The sequence below is a fragment of the Limnobacter sp. genome, from assembly GCF_036846585.1.
Taxonomy (GTDB): Bacteria; Pseudomonadota; Gammaproteobacteria; order Burkholderiales; family Burkholderiaceae_B; genus Limnobacter.
In genome coordinates this window covers 160,251-183,333 of the sequence record NZ_DAIUBR010000003.1, presented here as the reverse complement: position 1 = coordinate 183,333, position 23,083 = coordinate 160,251, and the positions used below count along the sequence as shown (strand labels likewise).

At 54.5% G+C, this 23,083-nt stretch carries 22 protein-coding genes; 7 read left to right on the top strand and 15 right to left on the bottom strand.

The genetic code is table 11. From position 1 onward, the window contains the following. Positions 1–19 precede the first annotated feature (19 nt). From V7028_RS02800 to V7028_RS02790, 3 genes are all read right to left on the bottom strand, one after another. Complete coding sequence (locus V7028_RS02800) at positions 20–733, bottom strand: anti-sigma factor (protein ID WP_334118584.1); 714 nt, start codon at positions 731–733, stop codon at positions 20–22. Next, complete coding sequence (locus V7028_RS02795; protein WP_334118583.1) at positions 730–1,278, bottom strand: sigma-70 family RNA polymerase sigma factor; 549 nt, start codon at positions 1,276–1,278, stop codon at positions 730–732. Before V7028_RS02795 ends, V7028_RS02800 begins: the two co-directional genes overlap by 4 nt. A gap of 108 nt (positions 1,279–1,386) precedes the next feature. Continuing rightward, a complete protein-coding gene (locus tag V7028_RS02790) occupies positions 1,387–2,508 on the bottom strand; it encodes an SMP-30/gluconolactonase/LRE family protein (protein WP_334118582.1) in 1,122 nt (373 codons plus the stop codon). Between the two features lie 83 nt (positions 2,509–2,591). Between V7028_RS02790 and V7028_RS02785 the strand changes: the two genes are divergently transcribed. The 3 genes from V7028_RS02785 to V7028_RS02775 are packed head-to-tail and all read left to right on the top strand — an operon-like array spanning position 2,592 to position 5,671. Beyond that, positions 2,592–3,821, top strand: a complete 1,230-nt coding sequence (locus V7028_RS02785) for an acyl-CoA dehydrogenase family protein (protein WP_334118581.1) — start codon at positions 2,592–2,594, stop codon at positions 3,819–3,821. Then, a complete protein-coding gene (locus V7028_RS02780; protein WP_334118580.1) occupies positions 3,818–4,909 on the top strand; it encodes a phosphotransferase family protein in 1,092 nt (363 codons plus the stop codon). Before V7028_RS02785 ends, V7028_RS02780 begins: the two co-directional genes overlap by 4 nt. Before the next feature lie 6 nt (positions 4,910–4,915). Continuing rightward, positions 4,916–5,671, top strand: a complete 756-nt coding sequence (locus V7028_RS02775; protein WP_334118579.1) for a histidine phosphatase family protein — start codon at positions 4,916–4,918, stop codon at positions 5,669–5,671. A gap of 10 nt (positions 5,672–5,681) precedes the next feature. Here V7028_RS02775 and V7028_RS02770 read toward each other — a convergent pair whose 3' ends face one another. The 11 genes from V7028_RS02770 to V7028_RS02720 all read right to left on the bottom strand — a co-directional run bounded on the left by V7028_RS02770 (position 5,682) and on the right by V7028_RS02720 (position 17,577). Continuing rightward, positions 5,682–6,041, bottom strand: coding sequence for a copper-binding protein (locus tag V7028_RS02770; protein ID WP_334118578.1), 360 nt, complete (start codon positions 6,039–6,041; stop codon positions 5,682–5,684). Positions 6,042–6,060: 19 nt separating this feature from the next. Then, positions 6,061–6,561: a cupredoxin domain-containing protein gene (locus V7028_RS02765; protein ID WP_334118577.1), complete on the bottom strand. Its 501-nt coding sequence runs from the start codon at positions 6,559–6,561 to the stop codon at positions 6,061–6,063. A gap of 31 nt (positions 6,562–6,592) precedes the next feature. Next, complete coding sequence (locus V7028_RS02760) at positions 6,593–8,005, bottom strand: multicopper oxidase domain-containing protein (protein WP_334118576.1); 1,413 nt, start codon at positions 8,003–8,005, stop codon at positions 6,593–6,595. A gap of 42 nt (positions 8,006–8,047) precedes the next feature. Next, positions 8,048–9,472, bottom strand: coding sequence for a TolC family protein (locus V7028_RS02755; RefSeq protein ID WP_334118575.1), 1,425 nt, complete (start codon positions 9,470–9,472; stop codon positions 8,048–8,050). Continuing rightward, positions 9,469–9,747 (bottom strand): hypothetical protein, encoded by a 279-nt coding sequence (locus V7028_RS02750; RefSeq protein ID WP_334118574.1) that lies wholly within the window; start codon positions 9,745–9,747, stop codon positions 9,469–9,471. The genes V7028_RS02755 and V7028_RS02750 overlap by 4 nt, the downstream gene beginning before the upstream one ends. 64 nt (positions 9,748–9,811) lie before the next feature. Next, positions 9,812–10,210 (bottom strand): hypothetical protein, encoded by a 399-nt coding sequence (locus tag V7028_RS02745; RefSeq protein WP_334118573.1) that lies wholly within the window; start codon positions 10,208–10,210, stop codon positions 9,812–9,814. 53 nt (positions 10,211–10,263) lie between these two features. After that, positions 10,264–11,190, bottom strand: a complete 927-nt coding sequence (locus tag V7028_RS02740; protein WP_334118572.1) for a metal-dependent hydrolase — start codon at positions 11,188–11,190, stop codon at positions 10,264–10,266. Positions 11,191–11,309: 119 nt separating this feature from the next. Continuing rightward, positions 11,310–11,645, bottom strand: coding sequence for a YegP family protein (locus V7028_RS02735; RefSeq protein WP_334118601.1), 336 nt, complete (start codon positions 11,643–11,645; stop codon positions 11,310–11,312). Positions 11,646–11,740: 95 nt separating this feature from the next. After that, positions 11,741–13,186: an efflux transporter outer membrane subunit gene (locus V7028_RS02730; RefSeq protein WP_334118571.1), complete on the bottom strand. Its 1,446-nt coding sequence runs from the start codon at positions 13,184–13,186 to the stop codon at positions 11,741–11,743. Beyond that, positions 13,179–16,343 carry an efflux RND transporter permease subunit gene (locus tag V7028_RS02725; protein WP_334118570.1) on the bottom strand — a complete coding sequence of 1,055 codons (3,165 nt, stop codon included), beginning with the start codon at positions 16,341–16,343 and terminating at the stop codon, positions 13,179–13,181. The genes V7028_RS02730 and V7028_RS02725 overlap by 8 nt, the downstream gene beginning before the upstream one ends. Positions 16,344–16,356: 13 nt before the next feature. Further along, positions 16,357–17,577 (bottom strand): efflux RND transporter periplasmic adaptor subunit, encoded by a 1,221-nt coding sequence (locus V7028_RS02720; RefSeq protein WP_334118569.1) that lies wholly within the window; start codon positions 17,575–17,577, stop codon positions 16,357–16,359. 123 nt (positions 17,578–17,700) lie between these two features. On the opposite strand from V7028_RS02720, the gene V7028_RS02715 reads away from it, so the two are divergent. Further along, positions 17,701–18,318: a TetR family transcriptional regulator gene (locus tag V7028_RS02715; protein WP_334118568.1), complete on the top strand. Its 618-nt coding sequence runs from the start codon at positions 17,701–17,703 to the stop codon at positions 18,316–18,318. A gap of 4 nt (positions 18,319–18,322) precedes the next feature. Here V7028_RS02715 and V7028_RS02710 read toward each other — a convergent pair whose 3' ends face one another. Then, complete coding sequence (locus tag V7028_RS02710; protein ID WP_334118567.1) at positions 18,323–19,009, bottom strand: SDR family NAD(P)-dependent oxidoreductase; 687 nt, start codon at positions 19,007–19,009, stop codon at positions 18,323–18,325. Positions 19,010–19,183: 174 nt separating this feature from the next. On the opposite strand from V7028_RS02710, the gene V7028_RS02705 reads away from it, so the two are divergent. The 3 genes from V7028_RS02705 (at position 19,184) to V7028_RS02695 (ending at position 23,080) form a co-directional block, all read left to right on the top strand. Next, positions 19,184–19,813, top strand: a complete 630-nt coding sequence (locus V7028_RS02705) for a hypothetical protein (RefSeq protein ID WP_334118566.1) — start codon at positions 19,184–19,186, stop codon at positions 19,811–19,813. A 110-nt stretch (positions 19,814–19,923) separates the two neighbouring features. Continuing rightward, positions 19,924–21,087: an acyl-CoA dehydrogenase family protein gene (locus V7028_RS02700; RefSeq protein WP_334118565.1), complete on the top strand. Its 1,164-nt coding sequence runs from the start codon at positions 19,924–19,926 to the stop codon at positions 21,085–21,087. Beyond that, on the top strand, positions 21,080–23,080 hold the full coding sequence (locus V7028_RS02695) for an acetyl/propionyl/methylcrotonyl-CoA carboxylase subunit alpha (protein WP_334118564.1): 2,001 nt from the start codon (positions 21,080–21,082) through the stop codon (positions 23,078–23,080). The genes V7028_RS02700 and V7028_RS02695 overlap by 8 nt, the downstream gene beginning before the upstream one ends. Positions 23,081–23,083: the final 3 nt, after the last annotated feature.

Sequence of the window (23,083 nt, the reverse complement as noted above, 5' to 3'; positions counted from 1 at the left end):
TTTTTGTTCCCGACACAATTCACTTCAGTGCAACCGCAGTGCCGATAAACATGATCGGGCCGGTGGGTTTGTCACTGTACGGCGAGCCTTCTTTGGGCTCCAAAGTGACTTCAAACAACTGTTGCTCAACCAGCTTGGGCAACATGTCGGCAGGCAGTTCCATCGGTTTTCCAAGTTCCATCAAACCCAGCGATGTGGGGCCGGGGTCGCTGGGTGCCTTGGTCCACAATTGCAGTGACTTGCCCATGTTCGCCGGGTTGCCTTCAATGGGCAAACCACCAATTTGATACACGCGAATGGTTTCATTCGGGCGTGCCTCAACAAGCCATTCGGTCGATTTGTCCGGGCTTTTCATCACGGCAACATAGCGGGGGCCACTGTTCAATTCCTGGCTTGTGCCAAAAAGCTGTACACCCAACACCACCACTGCCGCACTGGCTGCAACAGCCCAGCCTTTCCACAACCATGCAAAGGGCGAAGACTCGATCAGGGTTGATCCCTTGCGGGCAGTCAATGACTTGTCGACTTGCGCCCACACCCTGGGGCTCACGGGCTCCTGTTCGAGCTTTCTGGACATGGCCGCAAAATGGTCTGTCCAGTAAACAACTTCCCTGGCCAATTCAGGGTCTTGATTCAAACGCCGTTCAAAATCCTGACGCTCGGCATCTGTCATCACGCCGAGCACGTACTCGCCAGCCTCAATTACTTTGGCCTCTGTCTGCGACTCTGTCATGACAAACACTCCTTCAATTTCAACAATCCCCGGCGTATCCAGCTTTTGACACTACCGAGGGGCGATTCCAGTCGTTGTGCAATTTGTTCGTGGGTGTACCCATCCACGAAGGCCAACACAATGGCGTTTCGTTTGGTTTCATCCAGATGTCCCAAACACGTACTTAACTTGTCTGCGTCTTGTGCAAGTTCCTGGTTGTCAGTGGTCGACAATTCCGGCACATCGAAGTCCTCTGTCGACACTTCCATCATGCGCTTGCGCACACTGTTCAACGCCTGGTTGCGAACCACCGTGTACACCCATCCACGCGCCGACCCCAGCGCCGGGGAATACAGGCGGGAACGGCTCCACACTTTCACCATGGCATCGTGCAACACTTCTTCGGCCAGTTCACGGCGCTTGACGATGCGATAAGCCACGGCAAACAGCCAGCGACTGTCGCGCGCATAGATGGCCTGAAGGGCGAACTTTTCTCCCCGAGCGCATGCAAGCAAAGCCGCCTCGTAGTCAAAGTCACTCGGGTCTGGAGAGATTTTGTCAGTCACGTTAACACTACACCTTGGTTAATAAGACAGATGCAAAACAGGGGAAGAATTTACACTTCCCCCAAGGTGGGGTAAAACTTTTAAAGCGGGGTTGGTCAACATAATTTTTCATTGACCCAACGGGTTGGAAATAGTTGCAACTCCGTTGATGTGCACGGAACCCAAGTACAGTTTGCCACCAAAGGGTGTCACTTGTGTCACGTAGTAATAATAATCGCCTGCCTTTTCAGCCTGCAAGTTCGCAATCACAACCCCGGCGGGGTTCAGGGCCAGCGCCATGGCGCTGGGTTTGATGGGAAACTGCACGTGGTTCAACAGCTTGGCCAGCGCTTTGCGAAGCCTGGGTTTGTCTGCAAGTGAATCCAGCATGGGGTCTCGCAGGCTTGGAATGGCCACCCAGTAATTGCCGTCGGCATCGGTTCGAATGTTGTCGGGAAAGCCGGGAAGGCCATCGCTGAAGATGTCACTTTTTCCTGCTTTCTCGCCCGCCAGCCAATAGCGCGTTATTCGGTACGCCGCGGTTTCATTGACCAGCACGTAGTCGCCCGCCTTCGACAAAGTTACACCGTTGGCAAACTGCAAATTGCGCAACAGGGTCTGGGTTTCGCCTGTTTGAAAATCGAAGCGCAGCAGGCGGCCATTGCCACCATGTTCTATTACATCGAGCACGTAATTGTTCAGATCAAATTTGCTGGATGCGTCTGAAAAATAAGCGTAGCGACCATCCTCGCTTACCGCCACATCGTCCACAAACTTGAATGGCACACCTTCTGATTCCGTGCTTAATACCGTGACCTCACCTTGCAAGGTGACTTTCAACAAACCCTTTGTTCCATCGGCCACCACCAAATAACCTTCGGGGTGAAACACCATTCCCAAAGGTCGGCCTTTGGTGTTGGCAATCAAATCAAATGGTGTGGTTTGCAGGTTCTGTGGCAGTTGTGTTTTTGCGGGGTTAAAGCGCACAATTTCACCAGTGTTCATGCCGGTGTACAGCAGGCCATCTGGGCCTGGGGCAATCGATTCAGGTTGCAGCAGGTTGTCGGTGCCAAACACTTGTGCATCTTTCAGTAAATCGTTGTTGGCGTAGGGGCCGGAATTCAAGCTGGGCATGGGTGCGGGTTTCCAGGCCACCGGTTCCACAGGGGTTGAGCCAAACACCGCCACGCCCCCAATGACCACCACTGGCAACAAAACAATTGCAATCAAAACTTTGCCCAAAGCACGCATGTTGTTGACACCTTGTATTTTCCGATAGCATGGATGATATCGGAGGAAACAAGCCGAGCCGAAAAATAATCAGGAGACATGTCGTGAATTTTCAGCCCAGCGCCAAGGCGCAAGACTTTGTAAAGCGCGTTCGCGCCTTCATGAAAAACGAAATTGCCCCGCTTGAAGCGGCCTACTGGGACAAAATCGAGGCCCAATGCAATGGCCGCGAATGGAATAATTGGCGCATCCCCCCGGAAATGGAAGCCTTGAAAAGCAAGGCACGCGAAGCAGGTTTGTGGAACATGTTTTTGCCCGACGACAAGCTGGGCGCGGGCCTGAGCACCATGGAATACGCGCTGGTCGCCGAGGAAACCGGCCGCAGCCTGATGGCCCCGGAAGTCTTCAACTGCAACGCGCCCGACACTGGCAACATGGAAGTGCTGTGGAAATACGGCAGCGATGCGCAAAAAAAAGAATGGCTTGAGCCTTTGCTGGCGGGTGAAATTCGATCGGTGTTTTGCATGACCGAACCCGATGTGGCCAGCAGCGACGCCACCAACATGCAAGCCACCGCCACACTTGAAGGCGATGAAGTGGTGATCAATGGTACCAAGTGGTGGAGCAGCGGCATTGGTGACCCACGAGCAAAAATTGCCATCGTGATGGCCCGCACTGAAAACACGGATGCAGACCGCCACCACCAGCACACCATGGTGCTGGTGCCATTGAACACACCGGGCGTTGCCATCAAACGCATGCTGCCCGTGTTCGGCACCTACGATGAACCCCACGGCCACGGCGAAGTGGAATTCAGCAATGTGCGTGTGCCATTGGGCAACGTGATCGCTGGCCTTGGCAAAGGGTTCGAAATTGCACAGGGCCGCCTGGGACCGGGCCGCATTCACCACTGCATGCGCTGCATTGGCGCGGCCGAAGAATCGCTGGATTTGATGATCAAGCGAGGCATCCGCCGTATTGCATTTGGCAAACCGCTTATCAACCTGGGTGGCAACCGCGAACGTGTGGCGGAAGCTCGGCTGGCCATCGACCAGGCCCGCTTGCTGACCCTGTATGCCGCATGGAAGCTGGACCAGCAGGGAGCCTTGGGCGCGATGACTGAAATTGCAGCCATCAAGGTAGTAGCCCCCAATGTGCTTGAACGGGTGGTGGACATGGCCATTCAAATGCATGGCGGTGCAGGTGTTAGCCGTGACACACCACTTTCGGGTTTTTATATTCAGGCCCGCAGCCTGCGCCTAGCCGACGGCCCGGATGAAGTGCACAAAGGCGTGATTGCCCGCATTGAAATGATGAAGCGGGGTTTCAAATGATGAATGCTGCCATTGATGTGGTTAAGGATGCAGTGATAGACAAAGGAGGCAACGTTCGAAAAGGTGAGGAACTAAACACGGGAGTGATCACGGGCTGGTTGCGCGCACAGGGTTTGGCACTCAGCGACAACCCGGAGTTGACGCAGTATTCGGGAGGCGCTTCGAACTGGACTTATCGCTTGAAGTATCCGGAAGCCGACCTGATTTTGCGCCGCCCGCCCAAGGGCACCAAGGCCAAGGGTGCGCATGACATGGGCCGGGAATACCGCATACAAAGCCTGCTGAAACCCGTGTACCCCCACGTGCCCGACATGGTGGGGCACTGCGCAGATGAAGCATTGATCGGCAGTGAATTTTATGTAATGCAGCGCATTGAAGGCATTATTCCGCGCAAGCACATGCCTCGCGATTTGAAATTGACCACGGGCCAGACACGCGCGCTTTGCACGAATGTCTGGGACAAACTGATCGAGTTGCACCAGATCGATTTGCACACCAGCGGGCTGGACACCTTGAGCAAAGGCAGCGGCTACACCCGCCGCCAACTCGACGGCTGGAGCCAACGCTATGACAAGGCCCGCACGTGGAATGTCGGCTCATTCAACAAGGTACGCAGGTGGCTGGATTTAAACTGCCCCGACGACATGAAACTGCGCATGATTCACAACGACTGGCGACTGGACAATGTTGTGTTGAACCCGGCAAACCCGGTGGAAGTAATTGGTGTACTGGACTGGGAACTGGCCACCGTGGGTGACCCGCTGATGGACCTTGGCAGTGCCTTGGCCTACTGGGTTCAGGCCGATGACAACTTTCTGATGAAGATGCTGCAACGGCAACCTTCCTCGCTGAACGGCATGATGACACGCGAAGAAATTGTGCAGCACTATCTGAATAGCACCGGCATTCAAACCGACAACTGGACCTTCTACGAGGTGTTCGGTTTGTTCCGGCTGGCCGTGATTGCACAGCAAATTTACTACCGCTACCACCACAAGCAAACCCGCAACCCGGCGTTCAAGAATTTCTGGATTATGGTGAATTATTTCGATTGGCGCTGCAAATCGCTGATCAAGAAACAGGGTTGATCGGACATGGGCACTCTCTATTTGATTCGCCACGGCCAGGCCAGTTTTGACAGCGCAGACTACGACAATCTGTCTGATCTTGGGCAGCTTCAAGCCGCACAACTTGGTGCCTGGTTCAGAGCGCGAAAAATTGGCCTGCATGGTTTTTTCAGTGGCAGCATGAACCGACATTTGCAAACCGCGCAGGCTTTTTCAAGCACCTATGGTGTGCTTCAGGAACCTGTGCAGCTTCCCACCCTGAACGAATACGACCACGAAGCCATTTTGCAGGCCTTGATTGGCCAATATGACGATTCAGATGCGTTCGAAAAACAGGTCACTCAAGATGCCGAGCCGCGCAAAGCCTTCCAGCAAATTTTCGAGAAGGCAATTGCACGCTGGGTCAGCGGCGAACACGATGCCGATTACCCGGAGAGCTGGCGTGTATTCAAGGCAAGGGTGATGAGCGGTCTGGGCGCTGTCACTGCGCAGGCCATGCAATTAAGGCCCTCAGCCAATGTGGTGGTGTTTACTTCAGGCGGGCCGATTACTGCGGTTGCGCAGAATTTGCTTCAACTGCCCGATTCGAATGCATTCAATTTGAACTGGATGATCACGAACTGCAGCGTGAGCAAACTACTGTTTGGCCAGCGCGGAATCAGCCTGGCCAGCTTCAATGAGCAAGCACACTTTGAGGGTGAAATTGCCGGTGTGCTGGCGGACCAGGCCAGTGGGCTGGAAGCATTTGCTGCAAAACCCAATGGCCTGATTTCGTACCGGTAAGCAGTAAAACTTACTGCGCTTTTTTGATCTCGGTCACGGTGTAGTTTGACCCGTCCTGCTTCACATCAAACTTCACTTTGTCGCCTTCTTTCAAGCCCTCCAGCATGGCTTTGTCAGCCACACCAAACACCATGGTCATGGGCGGCATTTCAACGCTTTTGATCTCGCCGTGCTTCAAGGTCACCTTGCCGGTGGCTTTGTTGATTTTGCGAATTTCGCCATCGGCCATTTCAGCGGCAGCCACGATTTCTTTTGCTTCCTTCGCAGCGCCATGGTCGTGGTTGTGTGCGCCACTGTGATTGGCAGCAAACACGCTGCCAGCACCCAGCAGGGTCAATGCAATCGCACTCAGTTTCAATGTGTTGTTCATGGTGTTACTCCTTCAAAAGTTAATTGGCTGCCACGGTGATTGTTCCCACCATACCTGCCTGGAAATGACCTGCAATCAAACATGCAAACTCAAACGTTCCCGCACGATTGAATGTCCACACAATGTCACCTGACTTGCCTGGGTTCACATGCGCCATGTAGGGCTCGTCGTGCTCCATGCCGGGAAACTTCATCATCAATTCGGCATGCTTTGCGTTTTCTGCTTTCGTTCCAATCACAAACTCGTGCAACAACTTGCCCGTGTTTTTCACGCGAAAACGAATGGTTTCGCCTTCTTTAATGTCAAGCTTGCCGGGCTGAAAACGCATGTCATCGCCCATGCTCACCTCAATGATTCGTTTCACAGCCGCAGCATCACCGGCAATGCCCCATTCTTTCTGTTCCTTCACCACCGGGGCGCTGCTGTGTTTCTTGTCGCCGTGCGCAACGGCTGGGCCTGCTGCAGCGCCAGCAAGCACCACACATGCAAATAAGACAGATGTCTTCCTGAATAATTTCATGATTTACATTCCTTTACGTATTGCCTGTTTATCAATGCCCTGAATGGCCGCTGGGTTTGCGCACCTTCAGTTCAATCTCGGGTTGGTTCTTTTGCTTCAATTCCATGCTGCCCTTGCCCGCACCACTGCTGCGTTTTGGTTTGGCCAGCTCCCCCGTGAATTCGTAGGCCACCGTGCCTTCGGGGTGTTTGTACCAACCGGGGTCGGAATAGTCGCCGGGCTTTTGGTCCTTGCGCACCTTGAGCATGCTGAACATGCCGCCCATTTCCACAGATCCAAATGGCCCATCGCCCGTCATCATGGGAATGGTGTTGTCGGGCAGGGGCATTTGCATTTCAGCCATGTCGGCCATGCCGCGTTCGCCCATCACCATGTAATCCGGAATCAGGTTGGTGATTTTTTTGGTCATGCCGCGATGGTCCACGCCAATCATGGTGGGCACGTCGTGCCCCATGGCATTCATGGTGTGGTGGCTTTTGTGACAATGGAACGCCCAGTCGCCCTCTTCATTGGCGATGAATTCCATTTGCCGCATTTGCCCCACCGCAATGTCCACGGTCACTTCGGGCCAGCGGCTGCCTTTGGGCGTGGGGCCGCCGTCTGTGCCGGTCACTTCAAACTCGTGCCCATGAATGTGCATGGGGTGGTTGGTCATGGTCAGGTTGCCCACTCGAATCCGGACCCGGTCATTCTTGCGTGCCACCAGCGGTGAAATGCCGGGGAACAGGCGGCTGTTCCAGGTCCACAAATTGAAGTCGAGCATGGTCATGATCTTCGGTGTGTAGGCACCGGGATCAATGTCGTAAGCATTCAACAAGAAGCAGTAATCGCGATCCACTTCGCTGATCAGCGGGTTTTTGTTCTTCGGGTGCGTTACCCAGAAGCCCATCATGCCCATGGCCATTTGCACCATTTCATCGGCATGCGGGTGGTACATGAAGGTGCCGGGGCGCTTGGCCTCGAATTCATACACAAAGGTTTTTCCAGAAGGAATGGCCGGCTGGTTCAAACCCGCCACCCCGTCCATGCCATTGGGCAAGCGCTGGCCATGCCAGTGAATGCTGGTGTGCTCGGGCAGTTTGTTGGTCACAAAAATTCGAACGCGGTCGCCTTCCACCACTTCAATGGTGGGGCCTGGGCTTTGACCGTTGTAGCCCCACAGGTGGGCTGTCATGCCCGGTGCCATTTCACGCAGCACAGGCTCAGCCACCAGGTGAAATTCCTTCACACCTTTGTTCATGCGCCAGGGCAAGGTCCAGCCATTCAAGGTGACCACCGGGTTGTAAGGCCGCCCGGTGTTGGGCACCAAGGGGGGCATGGTGTCGGGCGAGGTTTGCATGATCGGTTCAGGCAAGGCGGCCATCGCCACATTGCTGACACTGGCTGCCGCCACTGCACCACCGGTCATCGCGGCGGCTTTGAAAAATTCACGTCTGGAAGTCATTTTAAAATCCTTGTATGTTTGCCATCACTCAATGGCCACTACTTAATGGCCACCGCCGGCATCACCGCCCGCACCCATCGCTGCACCGCTGACAGACACCATCATGGGCTTGCCCACCACGGTGGCTTGCAGGGCGGCGTCGGCCCGCCAAAAATCGGCTTGTGCATTGATGGCCTGAACAACCGTGCTTACCTGGTCGCGGCTATCGGCCAGCAACTCAAATACCCCAATGAACATGCCGTTGTAACGCAACAGGTTTTCATCGGCGATGGTTTGCCGTAGGGGCACCACTTCATCGCGGTAATGGCGTGCAATGTCGTAGGTAGTACGGTAGGCGGAATAACTTTCCCGCAGGGTGGATTGCGCAGCACGCAACGTGGCTTCAAGCCGGTTGGCAGCAGCCAGTGTGTTGGCGTTCATTGCGTCGCGTTTCATGCCGCCCCAATCGAAAATGGGCAGGCTCAATTCCAGTTCCCACCCCTTTTTGTTGGCGCGTTCGCCCGTGTCATTGTCGAAAATGGTGTCGTAACGCACACCCACTTCAATGTCGACAAAGCTGGCCACATTGCCCAAACCCTGTGCCTTGGCACTTGCATCAAAGCCTTGTTTGGCCATGCGCACGTCCAGGCGCTTGGCGCCTTGTTTGGCCACCGCCGAAGGGGCTTTGGGTTCTTCCGGCAAATCAGGCAGACGATCAGGCAGTTTTATTTGGTTGGCTTGCTCAGTGCTTAAACCCAGCATGCGCACCAGTGCTTCGCGGCTGGCGATGGCTTTGTGCCGTGTGGCCGCCAGGTTCAATGCCGCATCGGCATAAAAACTTTGCTGCCGGGCCCGTTGCAAACGGGTGAAGTTGCCCACTTCCTGCATGCGGCGGGCCAGTTCAGCACTGGTTTGCGCGCTTTCAAACACCTGCTGTGCGTAGGTGTGCGCCTGCCTGGTTGCCACGGCGTCCACCCAAGCCTGGCGTATCTGGGTTACCTGATCCACCACGTTGCTGGTCAACTGCAATTGCACGCGGTCAATTTGCGTGCGGGCAATGCCTTGACGGGCAGGCAGGCTGAGCAAATCGAGCAAACCAAAACTGAGCAAGCGACCAATTTCAAGTTCATCCTTGAAACGCAAGCGCTCGAACGCAAACACTGGGTTGTGCACGCGCCCACCTTGGGCGGCCTGCGCAGCCTGAGCCCAGTTCTCGGCCAGCACGGTTTGAAATTGCGGGCTATGGGTCAGCATCAATTCCACGGCAGCAGGCTGGCTCAGTGGTTCTTTCAAAATGTCATCGGCCTTGGTGGCCATGGCTTTGCGCTGCTCATCGGTTTGAACAAGGCTCAACTGGCCGTTGGTGAAACCATTCAATTCCTGATTGGTTTTCTCCACCGATTCATTGATGTTCACCGATGCACAACCAGCCAACACCAGCACCGCCAGTGCAACAGCCGTTTTTCTCAGCAAATGGGGTGCATTCATTTCTCACCTCCGTGTTGGCGATGTGGGTCATCCTGTGGCGGTGCAGCGTTGTCTTCGCCGGATTTGTCGGCATAAGGTTCGCGGGAATACACGCGCCAGCCTCCAATTTCTTCGACCAACTGGTTCACCTTTGGCCAGTTTTGTATTTCGGGTTCAGAATAGGCTTGGTAGCCTTCAAACACCGATTGATATTCAAGTTCTTGCGCAGCCGGTTGGGCATGGGAAGGCAAAGCCAGCGCCAGCAAAGGCAACGCGAATAGGGAATGGAACTTCATAGGTCCTCGCAATCATTCAATAGACAAGGCATGCGCAGCCATTGAGCCACGCAATGCCCACGAATCAAATTGCGAGTGTTTTGGGCGGCCGGTCTATTCGGCGCGTGTCGGCAGAATGGGGAAGTTGTGAAACTGAAACGGCGTGAAGCGTGTCGTGCTGAATCGAGCCAAAACTGGCTTGTGCCACTGGCAATAACACAACCGCGCAGGTGGGTGCACAATTACAGCACCCGTGAAGCGACTTCATGACCTGCTTTGAGGAATCAGGATCCGGGTCGGCGTTCACAGCATGCATGCTGTGATCCATTGAGGCATGGTCCATCAAGCCGTGGTCCATTGTTTGAACTGGCCCAGTGGCGTCACCCTGCAAATGGCACGCGAACATGCCGACCTGCGCCATGCCTTGTACAGGCAACGCAAACAACATCAACCACATGCAAAGGATTCGGACCACTTTTGTCATAGCCAGCAACATAACATGTCTGTATGGACGCGACAAGCCGGGGAAAGTTCGGATCAGGCGGCCATGGCGGCAGGCGATTGGTTCAGGTAGTTTTGGGCCACTTCGGTTGATCCCTCTTTGGACGGATCGTACCACGGGCTGAAATAGGGCAATTGTTGCATTACCAACCAGAACGGGTTGGGCAGTAAACCCTTGCGGGAACTCTTGAGCCACTCGATCCACATCCAGGGCTTGTACACCGCCGGCTTTTTCTTGGCAAAGCGGGGGTCTTGCCCGGCAATGTTGGCCGCACCATCCACCCACAAACCGATGATCATGGGTACAACAATGGCGGCCAGGTAGTAGCGCGACAGGTAATCGCCACCCAGGTGTTTGTACAAATCGAAAGCCACGCTGCGGTGCTCCACTTCCTCAGCACCATGCCAGCGAATCAGGTCCAGCAACACCTGGTCCGAATTCAATTCATCCCACTTTCTGTTTTCCAGCACATACATGCCCAGCACGCAGGTCATGTGTTCAATGGTGGCCACCAAACCGAGGCGGGCCAGCAGCCAGCGGCGCTCCAGCAGTGCAGGTACTTTTTTTCCGAAAGGGTTGTCGTCCAGCACCACATCAAACAACCACTTCATCAGCTTCTGGTTGCGCTCGGTTTTAATGCCACGTGCCGCCAGATATTCTTCAGTGGCCGAACTGTGTCCCCGCGCATGCATGGCTTCCTGCTTAATAAAACCACGTACATCTTCTGTCAGTTTTTCATCGCGCACCAAGGGCAAAGCCTTGTTGTACAGGCGACAAAACCAGAATTCGCCTGCGGGCAAAATCAGGTTGATCTCGTTGATGAAATAGCTGGGGAAGGGCTCGCCCGGAATCCAGTCAATCGGTGTTTCGGTCCAATCAAATTTCACATTGCGTTGTTTCAACGGCACGTCGGTGTTCGACGCGGGGCGCGCAGTTTTTTTGCGGGCAGTGGTGGCGGTCATGAATGGTCTCCGGCGCATGGATCAAAGATGACATTCTTCGATGTCATGGTTTGATCATAACCGGGAAGTTTCAGAACAGATAGGGGATTTGCTCTACATGAAATCAAGCCAATCGGGTTTCACCCAGTCGAATCCTTGACGGTGCCCGACTTGCCGTTGATTTTAACTGATTCAATACCACCCTCGCAGGCAGGCTCGCTTGCATACATCTGGCTGGAACCGATAATCTGGTAATTGGCTGCCTTCAAGTTAAAGTAATATTTGCCATTGAGCGCCACTTTTTTCTCATAACGGGAAGAATCGCCGCAATTCTTCTGAACCGATTCGATTCCGTTTTCTGCAGAGGCCTTGGTTTTGTAAAGTTCGCTGGTCAGAATGGTTTCATGGTTACCGGCTTTCAATGCAAACCGGAACTGACCATCGCTGCTTTTCATCAACTCGAAATAACCTGCCATTTCCAGCTCCTTCGTCATGAATATGAATGCATGCTGTGGGCTAACCCGTCTTGGTTATATCGCACAGCACTTCAACAGGTCAATCAATTCGCAGCTTACTCTTTCAGTGCCACTTCCTCGGCATCGAAGCCGCCGCCCAAAGCGCGCACCATCGCCAGCGTGGCGCCCTGCTGGGTTTGCCAAGCCGAGGCCCAACTAAGCTGTGCATTCAACAAATTGCGCTGGGCATCCAGCAATTCAAGCTGGTTGGCCACGCCATTGTCCACACGAAGTTGTGCAAGGCGAACCACCTGGGTCAGGGTTTGAACCTGCTCCTGGCGGGCCTGCAAACGTTCGCGCGCTTCACGCTGGGCCACTATGGCATCGTAAACTTCTTGAAAGGCGGTGCGAATGCTGGCCTCGTACTGCAACACGGCCTGATTGCGCCTTGCCACGGCGGCATCGCGTTCGTCAAACAAACGGCCTGCCTGAAAAATGGGCTGGGTAATTTGCGTCTGAAAGCTCCAGATGCGGGCTGGCCCAGTGAACAAATCGCTTAAATCGGCACTTTCCCGACCACCAAAGGCACTCAAACCAATCGACGGGAAAAATGCTTTGCGGGCGGCTTCAAGGTTGGCCTCACCAGCCAGCAACTGCTGCTCGGCCGCAGCCAGGTCGGGGCGGCGCAACAGCAATTCTGAAGGCGTGTCTTCCGGCAAAATGAACAAACGGGTCAGTTCAAGATTTTCCACTGCCAAATCCGGCAACGCCGGGGTATTGCCACCCACAATCACCGCCAATGCGTTTTGTGCACGGGCCAGTTGTTCGCGGGTGTCGGGCAACTGGGCGCGCACGGCCAGCAATTCGGCCTCGGTTTGGCGCAATTGAAGTTCATTGCTCAAGCCCACGTCATAACGCTGTTTGCCCAGCTTGTACGCAGCATCACGGCTTTCAAGGGTTTGTTCCAGCACTTTCACTTGCAGGCCCAACACGCGCACCTGCGTGTACAGCGATGCTGCGGTTGCAGCCACGCTCAAGCGCACACCACGCACGTTGTAACCCTGTTGCATGAAGCCCGCACGGGCTGCGTCTTCCAGCGCACCAATTCGACCCCACAAGTCGAGCTCCCAGGTGGCACCAATCCCAAGCCTGTTGTTCTCATACACATTTCGGCCGCCAAACACCGGCACGTTTCCGGCCTGGGAAGGGCGGTTGCGCCCGTTGGTGAACTGGCCAAAAACCGAGGGCCATTTCTGCGACTTCGCAATGCCCAGCACAGCGCCGGCTTCGTTCAGGCGTTCATTGGCCAAACGCACATCTGTGTTGTTGTTCAAGGCCTGTAAAACCACCGCGGTCAAGGTGGGGTCGCCCAACAGCAACCACCAGGCCTCGTTCTGAACATCCTTCATGCCCATGCCCCTGGCGTTCTCGGGCACCACAACCTCAGTGGGCTGCTCTGGCTTGCCACTGAACCTTTCCAGCAGGGGAATGTTGGAAGCACAACCTGTCATGGCCAAAACAAGGCCCAATGCAATTGCAGTTTTTGGAAGGGCTTTAAACATGATCACCCCCTTTGTTCGTTGTTTGTTGATTGGATGAATCATTTGCTTCCTCTTCATCACCATGGTGTCGTCCACCTTTTTCACCTCTGTCGATCAGGCGGTAAAACAGGGGCACAAAGAAAATAGCCAGCAGGGTGGCGGCAGTCATGCCACCCATCACACCGGTTCCTACCGCAGTTCGCGCGCCGGCACCGGCACCGCTGGAAAACGCCAGCGGAACAACCCCCAGAATAAACGCAAACGAGGTCATCAAGATCGGCCGAAACCGCAAACGAGCCGCTTCCAGCGACGCTTGCAGGGCGCTCATGCCTTCCTCACGCTTTAACACAGCGAATTCAACAATCAAAATTGCGTTCTTCGCAGCCAGGCCCAGCAAGGTCACCAAGCCAATCTGGAAATACACGTCGTTGGTCATATCGCGCATCCACACAGCCAGCAAGGCACCAAACAAGCCAAACGGCATGGCCAGCAGTACAGAAAACGGCAGCGTCCACTTTTCATACTGTGCAGCCAGAATCAGGAACACCATCAATGCCCCCAAAATCAGTGCAAAGCTGGATGAGCCTTCGGACCGCTTTTCCTGAAAAGACGCACCAGAGAAGTCGTAACTGAAATCATCGGGCAACACATCGGCTGCAATGTCTTCAATCGCCTGAATGGCTTCACCAGAACTGACACCTGGCGCACCGCTGCCCAACAGTTTCACTGCAGGTAGATTGTTAAAACGCTCCAAAGTTTCCGGACCCTGCGAAAACTCCACTTTTGCAAAGGCTGAAATGGGAATCATCTCGCCCTTGTTGGAACGCACATACATGTTGCCAATGTCAGTCGGGCTTTTGCGGTACTGCGCATCGGCCGACATCAACACCTGCCAGGTACGGCCAAACTTATTGAAGTCGTTCACATAGTAAGTACCCAGGCTTGCGGACAAGGTGTCAAACACCTCGTTCACATTCACGCCCATCGCACGGGCGCGTTCGCGGTCTACATCCACATACAACTGCGGCGTGCCGGGGCGCCACAAGGTTTGCACACCCGCCAGGCGCGGGTCTGCATTGGCCTTGGCCATGAAGTCGTTCATCACTTTGGCCAGTTCAGCCGGGCCGCCTTCGCCACGGTTTTGAATGTAAAACTCAAAGCCTCCAGCATTGCCCAAACCAAAGATGGGGGGCGGCGCAAAGGCCAGCACCAAACCTTCCTGAATGCCTGCCGTGCGGCCAAACAATTCACCCACCAGGTCTTTGGTCACAGCCTCGCGTTCATCCCAGTGGCGCTGGGTTACAAACATGGTGGCAGCATTGTTTTTAAAGCTGCCACCCAGAAAGTCAAAGCCCGTGAATGCGACGGAATACTCGTTGGCCGGGTTGGCAGCAACAGCATCCACCACTTTAGCCACCACCTTGTCGGTGCGTTGTAATGTGGCGCCATCGGGCAGGAATACTGCGGCAATGAAATATCCCTGGTCTTCATCAGGAACCAGTGAACCCGGTGTGGCATTGAACAAACCGGCAGTTACCAACAGCATCACCAGGAACAGGCCAATACCAATGGCCGGGCGCATGCTGATGAACTTCACCCCACCCACATAACGGGTGGTTACGCGTGCAAACCAGTTGTTGAATGCCGTAAAAAACCGACCTGGTTTTTTGTGTTCGTGCTTCAACATCAACACACACAATGCCGGGGTCAGTGTCAACGCGACCACACCGGAAACAATCACCGCAATGGAAATCGTGATGGCAAACTGACGGTACAGCTCGCCGGTCAAACCACCCAGAAAACCAATCGGAATGAACACGGCCGACAGCACCAACACAATTGCAATCACAGGCCCGGTTACTTCCTGCATGGCCTTGATCGCAGCTTTGCGGGCACTTAAACCTTCTTCGTGCATAATGCGCTCGACGTTCTCAAGCACCACGATCGCATCGTCGACCACAATACCAATGGCCAGCACCATGCCAAACAATGTCAAGGTATTGATTGAATACCCCAGCACATACAAACCGGCAAACGCACCCAGCAGCGAAACCGGCACCGCCATAATGGGGATCAAGGTGGCACGCCAGTTTTGCAGAAACACATACACCACGATGAACACGAGGATCATCGCTTCAGCCAGCGTCTTCACCACCTCGCGAATCGACACTTCCACAAAACGTGTGGTGTCGTAGGGCACCGCATAATCAAGCCCCTCGGGGAAATCCGCTGCCAACTCGTCCACGGTGTTGGTCACGGTTTTTGCAACATCCAGGGCATTGGCGCCTGGTTGCAGGAACACACCCACCAGCGTGGCGGGCTTGCCGTTAATACGGCCGGTGAAGTCGTAGTCTTTAGAGCCCAGTTCAACTCGCGCAACGTCTTTCAAACGCAGTGAAGAACCATCTGCGTTCACGCGGATCAACACGTTCTCAAATTCTTCCACTTCTTGAAGTCGGCCTTGCGCCGTGATGGTGTACACCAATTCCTGACCATTGTTGTTCGGGGCCTGGCCCACCTTGCCCGCCGCAAACTGCGCGTTTTGTTCGTTCAATGCCGCTGCAATGTCGCCCGCCGTCAACTTCAACTGGGCCATGCGGTCAGGCTTGATCCAGATGCGCATTGCATAGTCTTTCGCACCAAAAATTTGAACGTTTGTGGTGCCGGGAATTCGCTTGATGCGGTCCAGCACGTTCAAGGTGACGTAGTTCGAGGTGTAGAAGTCGTCGAAACGTCCATCTTCGGAATAAAACGCCAACACCTGCAAGAAGGAGGATGAACCCTTGTTTACCGTCACGCCCTGTCTACGCACTTCCTGCGGCAAAATGTTTTCCACCTGCTTCACGCGGTTGTTCACGTTCAGCGCAGCCTGGTCCGGGTCAGTGCCAATTTCAAACGTCACCATGATTTCAACAACGCCACTGCTGGCCGAAGTCGAGCTCATGTACATCATGTTCTCAACACCATTGATGGCATTTTCAATCGGGGCAGCCACGGTGCTGGCGATTACCTCTGCCGACGCGCCGGGATACACAGCGCGAACCTGCACCACAGGCGGCGCAATTTCAGGGTACTGGGCAATGGGCAAGCCACGCATGGCGGCCAAACCCGCCAAAATGATGAAAATTGACAGAACGGCCGCAAACACAGGCCGGTCAATAAAGAATTTCGAAAACATGTGCGGGCCCCTTTTACTGCTTCGATTCAGTTTGTTCAGTTACAGCCGCTGCCTGGGCAGTTGCCATCACGGCTTGCACTGGCGTGCCGGGGGGCGCTTTCATAAAGCCATCGGTCATCACAAGGTCGCCGCTTTTCAAACCATTGGTCACCACCCACTGGTCGCCCTTCCACTGGGCTACCTGCACAGGGCGGGGGGCCACGGTGTTTTCCGGGCTCACTGTCATTACAATTTTTCCACCCGCCGGGTTTTCAAGCACAGCACGCTGGGGCAACAACACTGCATCCTTCTGTACTGCACCACTCACGCGAACGCGGACAAACTGTCCGGGGCTTAGTACCTCTTTCTCGTTGGCCAACACGGCACGCGCATCCACCGTGCCTGTTGCGGGGTTCACGCGCACATCCTGAAATCCCAACCTGGCTTTCAGGCCAATCGGTTCGCCATCGGCACCCAACACCTCAACCACCAGGTTTGCAATGCCTTTGCGAAGCTGGTCGTGGTCTTTTCCCGGTATACCGAAGTTCACATACACCTGGTCGATCTGGGTCACAGTTGTCAGCAACTCAGAAGGGCCAGACACAAAGCTGCCCTCGGAATACAGCGAACGGCTTGCAAAGCCATTCACCGGCGACTGAACCCGTGCGTATTCCAGGTTCAAACGCGCCGTGCGCACGGCGGCGCTGGCCACCAGCAAATCCGCTTTGGCGATCTCGAAAGCCGATTGCGCGCCATCCAGTTCTGATTGCGAAACCGCTTTGCTTTCCGCCAGCGGCATGACGCGCTTGTAATCGCGCTCAGCCTGCGCCGCACGAACCCTGGCTGCATTTTCATCGGCCAAGGCGCGGGCCAGCGCTGTTTGGTAAGGGGCATTGTCAAGGCTGTACAAAGACTGACCTTTTTTCACGCGTGCGCCTTCTTCAAACAAGCGGCGTTCGATAATACCGGCCACGCGGGCGCGAATTTCAACCTCACGCAGGCCTGCAATTTGGGCAGGGTATTCGTATGTCAATTCCAGTTGTTCAGGTTTTACTTCAACCACAGGTACAGACACGGCCTGTCCACCGCCGGGGGAACCACCGGGCGCTTGGGCATCGGCACCCTGGCCGCAGCCCAGCAACAAGGCGCTGGATAAAACAGTCACCAGCAGCGCGGGCAGAAGGGTCACCCCTGCGAATGCGCGGCTGTAGGAAGAAGCTTGAGTTTTCTGTGAATTCAACGAGTTACTGTGCATGATAATTGCCCTGTTATATCCCTGTAGGAATTTTTCGGGTTGATTTATTGACCGGAAAGTCAGATAATACATACATACATGAGTGTATGTAAATAACTTTTCAATTTGGCGACAACGATTGTGGTGAGAAAAACGAAGGAAGAAGCGCAGGAAACACGCAACCTGATTCTGGACACGGCCGAGGCCATATTTTCAGAAAAAGGGGTGTCGAGAACCACGCTGAATGACATTGCCAATGCGGCAGAACTGACGCGGGGAGCTATTTACTGGCACTTCAAGAACAAGGCAGACCTTTTCGATGCCATGTTGCAACGGGTTATCTTGCCCATGGATGAATTTGTCGCAACACCCGATCTGCATCCGGAACAGCAGCCTTTGGCTTATCTGCGCACCCGTTCAATGCATGTGGTGCGCACCTTGGCCGAAGACCCCCGCACACAACGGGTTTTCGACATCGTAATGCACAAAACCGAGATGGTGGACGACATGCTACCCATTCGCGACATGCACCTGGAAAGCATACAAGACTGCCTTCAAACCATTGAAGTCGCCTTCCGGGCCGCAATTGACAAAGGGGAATTGTCTGCCAACATCAACGCACGGCAAGCTGCCATCGGCTTGCATTCATTGATCGACGGGCTTTTTGCAAACTACGTGTTGAGCCCAGAATTGTTCGACCTGATGACCCAGGCCGAATTCACCATCGACAACTACCTGCACGGTTTGGCCAACAGAAAGTAAACCCTCAGACCCGCCCTGTCACCGGAATACCAGCGCCGTTAATGTCACGCGCAGCGTCTGACAACAAAAATGCAATGACGCCCGCCAAAGAGTCAGGCGACACCCAGTCGGATGGATCGGCATCCGGCATGGACTCCCGATTCGCCGGCGTGTCCAACACGCTGGGCAATACCGCATTGGCACGAATGCCCAAATGCTTATTCTCCACAGCCAAGGCCTCTGTCAAGCGAAGCACCGCCGATTTGGCAGCTGCATAAGCACCCATGCCTTCAGCAGCCTTTCCCGCAGCGGCAGCGCCAATGTTCACAATCGCGCCACCGCGCTGGTCTTGAAACTGCGGCAAAACTGCCTGGCACATGTTAACCGCAGTTTGCACATTCATGGCGTACTGGCTGTTCCAGGTATCCAGGCTGCTTTCAACCTGGCGCTCCCACACAAAGCCACCCGCAATGTTTACCACTGCGTCAATTTGACCAAAGTATTCCCACGCTTGGTTCACCACCTCCTGCGCATGCTCGGGCTGAGTCAAATCCACATTGCCAATTGACACCGCATCGCTTTCGCCCTCCCAGGGCGGCTGGTGCAAATCGATCAACAACAGGCGGTACCCCAAACCGCCCAAATGCGCGGCCACGGCCTGGCCCAAATTGCCTGCTGCACCCGTGATGATGGCCACCGGACTAATGCTCATGCGAATCGACTCCTTTGTTGAAATTTTTGACTCAGTTCATTTTGCCATGTCAGCGCCTGTTTCAAGCCCCCACCCCCTTTGAATACCCCCTTTAAGGGCAACGCATTGGTGCAATGTTGAAAACATTAAAACATGCCGTTCTCAACACATTAGTGAAATTGTTGGGAGCATGCCATGTGGAACGGTCTTTTTTTCGGCTTGGTCAGCCTGTTCACACCCCAAGCCAGCTTGCCAGACACGGCCACCATGCGAGATGAAATTCAGCAATTTGCCCAAGTGTATGAAATTGACACCGATCGTATCCACGTCCGCGAAAGCACCATGAACAATCCTTCCCCATTCCTGACCAACAGCGGCATCAAAGCATGCGTTGTGCATGTAAACCAACATGCAGACGCCAAACGGGTGTGGTCGCATTTCCTCGATTCAGGCCATGACGGCATGGAGCCTGCATTTCTGGCCTTCACATCGGCACACGAACTAACCCACTGCCTGATGTCGGAAAAAGGAAAACGGGTCGAATCCAGAAAGGCGCTGGAAGCCTATTTGGGCGTTCAATTCAAAAGCAACGTCCATTTTGAAGAGACCTTGGCCGATCTGGTGGGCCTGGCCTATGTTTCAAAGGTAGTACCAGAAGCCTTCGAAGTGGTTTACAAACGGGTAAAAGCCATTCGGACAGATTTTTCCAACCGCGATCCCGAGCACAACAGCACTCAAGCCTTGAATGAACAGGCCATCCATTTTGCAGGCCAAATGTTCAGCAAGACCGAAAGCATCAAAGTGGCAAACGCCAGCAAACATTAGAAGAAATCCTTGAGCCTGTCGATGAAAGACACGCTGCATTTAACAGTTCCGATTTTCATAAGCTGATGCTATTATTCAAACAAACGTTTGATTTGCATCAGGAGAACGGAGTGAGACTTACCCAAGAGCACAAAGAGCTGCAACGCACCATTGAGCGTTTTGTAGAAAACGAAATCAACCCACACGTGGCCACTTGGGAAAAGGAACAAATGTTTCCCGCCCACGCGCTGTTCAAAAAGATGGGTAATCTTGGCTTGCTGGGCCTGACCAAACCGGAAGAGTTTGGCGGCATGGGCTTGGACTACAGCTATTCCGTGGTGGCGGCGCAAACTTTAGGCAAAATCCATTGTGGCGGCGTGCCCATGGCAATCGGCGTTCAGACCGACATGGCCACACCCGCATTGGCGCGGTTCGGCAGTGACGAACTGCGCCGTGAGTTTTTAGCCCCTGCCATTGCTGGCGACATGGTGGCCTGTATTGGCGTGTCGGAACCCGGCGCCGGTTCAGATGTGGCCGGGGTTAAAACCAGCGCCAAAAAAGACGGCGGCGACTACGTGATCAACGGCAGCAAAATGTGGATCACCAACAGCCTGCAAGCCGACTGGATTTGCCTGTTGGCCAATACCAGCGAAGGCAAACCCCACCAGAACAAATCGCTGATTATTGTGCCGATGAAAACCCCCGGCATCACCATTGAAAAGAAGATTCACAAAATCGGCATGTGGGCCTCCGACACCGGTCTGATCCACTTTGACAATGTGCGCGTGCCCCAGCGTAACCTGATTGGCATGGAAGGCGCGGGCTTCATGTACCAGATGATCCAGTTTCAGGAAGAGCGCCTTTGGGGCGCGGCCAACAGCATCGAAGGCATGATGCATGTAGTCAATGAAACCATCAACTACACCCGTCAACGCAACTTGTTTGGCAGCACCGTGCTGGATCAACAAGTTGTGCACTTCACGCTGGCTGAATTGAAAACCGAAATTGAAGCCCTGCGTGCCTTGGTGTGGCAAGCCACCGAAGAATACGTGGCCGGTGGTGAAGTGACTGAGTTGGCCAGCATGTGCAAACTGAAAAGCGGCCGCCTGGTGCGCGAAGTGGCAGACAAGTGCTTGCAGTTCTGGGGCGGCATGGGCTTCACTTGGGAAAACCCCGCCTCGCAGCTGTACCGCGATGGTCGCCTGATTTCGATTGGAGGTGGCGCAGACGAAGTGATGCTAAGCATTATCTGCAAATTCATGGGCATTTTACCGGGCAAGAAAAAGAATGCCTAGAATCAAGAAACTGCTGGTTGCCAACCGCAATGAAATTGCGCGCAGAATTTTGCGTGCAGCCAAACCCTTAGGTCTGTCTACAGTGGCCGTGTATTCCGAGGCCGATGAAAAAGCAATGCATGTGCAAGAGGCGGATGAAGCTTACTGCATTGGTCCCGCACCTTCGCTTGAATCGTATTTGCGAATCGACAAGCTGATTGAAACTGCCCTGAAAGCCGGGGCGGATGCCATTCACCCCGGCTACGGTTTTGTGTCTGAAAGCCCGGCCTTTGCACAAGCCTGTGCGGAAGCAGGAATTACACTGGTGGGCCCCACACCGCAAGCGATTGCCGACATGGCAGACAAAGCGCGCGCAAAAGAAATTGCGCAGCAAGCGGGCTTGCCTTGTATTCCGGGGTTCAGTGGCAACCACACTGAGCCCAATTCAAGCGTTGCTGATCTCATGGCCGCAGCGCAACACATCGGCTACCCGGTCATGATCAAGGCACTGGCCGGTGGCGGCGGACGGGGCATGCGTTTGGTGGTGAATGAATCCGAATTCGCATCGCAACTGCACTCTGCACAACTGGAAGCGAAAAACGCGTTCAACGACGACCGGGTAATGCTTGAAAAAGCCATCATCAACCCACGCCACATTGAAATTCAGGTGTTGGCTGACACGCATGGCCACGCCGTGCACCTGGGCGAGCGCGATTGTTCCGTGCAACGCCGCCACCAAAAAATTGTGGAAGAAGCACCCAGCCCCGCTGTGAATCCGGAACTGCGTGCACGCATGGGTGAGGCGGCACTGAAACTGGTGCATGCGACTAACTATGTGGGGGCAGGCACAGTTGAATTTTTGCTCGATGCAAGCGGGGATTTTTACTTCATTGAAATGAACACACGCCTTCAAGTAGAACATGGTGTCACCGAAGCCATTACCGGAATCGATCTGGTGCAATGGCAACTGCGCATCGCATCGGGCGAACACCTCACCCTTCAACAAGAACACATCACCTTCACAGGCCATGCCATTCAAGGCCGCCTGTGTGCAGAAGACCCGGCACGCGACTTCATGCCACAAACAGGCCCGGTGCTGGCTTGGAAGCCAGATGAAAACAGCCGCTGCGACCATGCACTGCAAACGGGCGGCGAAGTCAGCCCCTGGTACGACAGCCTGCTGGCCAAAGTGATTGTGCATGGCGAGAACCGCCTTTCTGCCTGTGAAAAACTTGCCGACTCGCTCAATCGAACCGTTCTGATTGGGTTCGAGCACAACGCACTCTACCTGCAACGCATTGCCAGCCACCCCGTGTTTCAGAGTGGCGACTTTGGCACCGGCTTCTTGGCCCAACATGCGGATGAGTTGCTCAAACCCCAACACTTTCAGGCAGAGTGCGCAGTGGCCGCCGTGTTCTTGGCCTATGCACAACACCAAAACCACTCAGCCTGGCCAACAACACTCACCGGGTTTTCGAGCACGCGCGCACTGCCGCGACCACTGAAACTAAAAACCCAGGGCAATTCGCTCAATTTGAAAGTCAGCAACAACACCAACGGCTATGAAATCGAGGGGCTTGGTGAGGAAACCGTGGTGCTTCAACACTGGCACTGCACCGCAGCACCGCAAGGCAGTTACACCATCAAGTCGATGGTGAACGGGCAATCTGCGCAATACACCCTCACACCTTGTAACAACGGTGTTTGGGTTCAGCAATGGTTATACCCACAGGCTTTGTGTGTTGATGATGAAACCTTGCTAAGTGCCTCGGCCCTTGCAGAAGGCGTATTTCAACCTGTCGTCAGCAGCCCGATGAACGGCAAGGTGACACAGGTATTGGTTCAGCCCGGCCAGCAGGTTGAAGCCGGCACAGTGTTGGTGTGTTTGGAAGCCATGAAAATGGAACACCGCATCAGCGCCAAAACAGCCGCGATTGTTGAACAGGTGCATATCAAGGTGGGCGACCAAATGAAACAAAAACAAGCCATGGTCCAACTAAGCCAGATTCAATAAACA

Bases quoted from the DNA above. Each gene is read 5' to 3' on its own strand.
- V7028_RS02800 (WP_334118584.1), bottom strand. From the start codon at position 733: ATGACAGAGTCGCAGACAGAGGCCAAAGTAATTGAGGCTGGCGAGTAC.
- V7028_RS02790 (WP_334118582.1), bottom strand. From the start codon at position 2,508: ATGCGTGCTTTGGGCAAAGTTTTGATTGCAATTGTTTTGTTGCCAGTG.
- V7028_RS02780 (WP_334118580.1), top strand. From the start codon at position 3,818: ATGATGAATGCTGCCATTGATGTGGTTAAGGATGCAGTGATAGACAAA.
- V7028_RS02775 (WP_334118579.1), top strand. From the start codon at position 4,916: ATGGGCACTCTCTATTTGATTCGCCACGGCCAGGCCAGTTTTGACAGC.
- V7028_RS02770 (WP_334118578.1), bottom strand. From the start codon at position 6,041: ATGAACAACACATTGAAACTGAGTGCGATTGCATTGACCCTGCTGGGT.
- V7028_RS02765 (WP_334118577.1), bottom strand. From the start codon at position 6,561: ATGAAATTATTCAGGAAGACATCTGTCTTATTTGCATGTGTGGTGCTT.
- V7028_RS02760 (WP_334118576.1), bottom strand. From the start codon at position 8,005: ATGACTTCCAGACGTGAATTTTTCAAAGCCGCCGCGATGACCGGTGGT.
- V7028_RS02755 (WP_334118575.1), bottom strand. From the start codon at position 9,472: ATGAATGCACCCCATTTGCTGAGAAAAACGGCTGTTGCACTGGCGGTG.
- V7028_RS02750 (WP_334118574.1), bottom strand. From the start codon at position 9,747: ATGAAGTTCCATTCCCTATTCGCGTTGCCTTTGCTGGCGCTGGCTTTG.
- V7028_RS02745 (WP_334118573.1), bottom strand. From the start codon at position 10,210: ATGACAAAAGTGGTCCGAATCCTTTGCATGTGGTTGATGTTGTTTGCG.
- V7028_RS02740 (WP_334118572.1), bottom strand. From the start codon at position 11,190: ATGACCGCCACCACTGCCCGCAAAAAAACTGCGCGCCCCGCGTCGAAC.
- V7028_RS02735 (WP_334118601.1), bottom strand. From the start codon at position 11,645: ATGGCAGGTTATTTCGAGTTGATGAAAAGCAGCGATGGTCAGTTCCGG.
- V7028_RS02730 (WP_334118571.1), bottom strand. From the start codon at position 13,186: ATGTTTAAAGCCCTTCCAAAAACTGCAATTGCATTGGGCCTTGTTTTG.
- V7028_RS02725 (WP_334118570.1), bottom strand. From the start codon at position 16,343: ATGTTTTCGAAATTCTTTATTGACCGGCCTGTGTTTGCGGCCGTTCTG.
- V7028_RS02720 (WP_334118569.1), bottom strand. From the start codon at position 17,577: ATGCACAGTAACTCGTTGAATTCACAGAAAACTCAAGCTTCTTCCTAC.
- V7028_RS02710 (WP_334118567.1), bottom strand. From the start codon at position 19,009: ATGAGCATTAGTCCGGTGGCCATCATCACGGGTGCAGCAGGCAATTTG.
- V7028_RS02705 (WP_334118566.1), top strand. From the start codon at position 19,184: ATGTGGAACGGTCTTTTTTTCGGCTTGGTCAGCCTGTTCACACCCCAA.
- V7028_RS02695 (WP_334118564.1), top strand. From the start codon at position 21,080: ATGCCTAGAATCAAGAAACTGCTGGTTGCCAACCGCAATGAAATTGCG.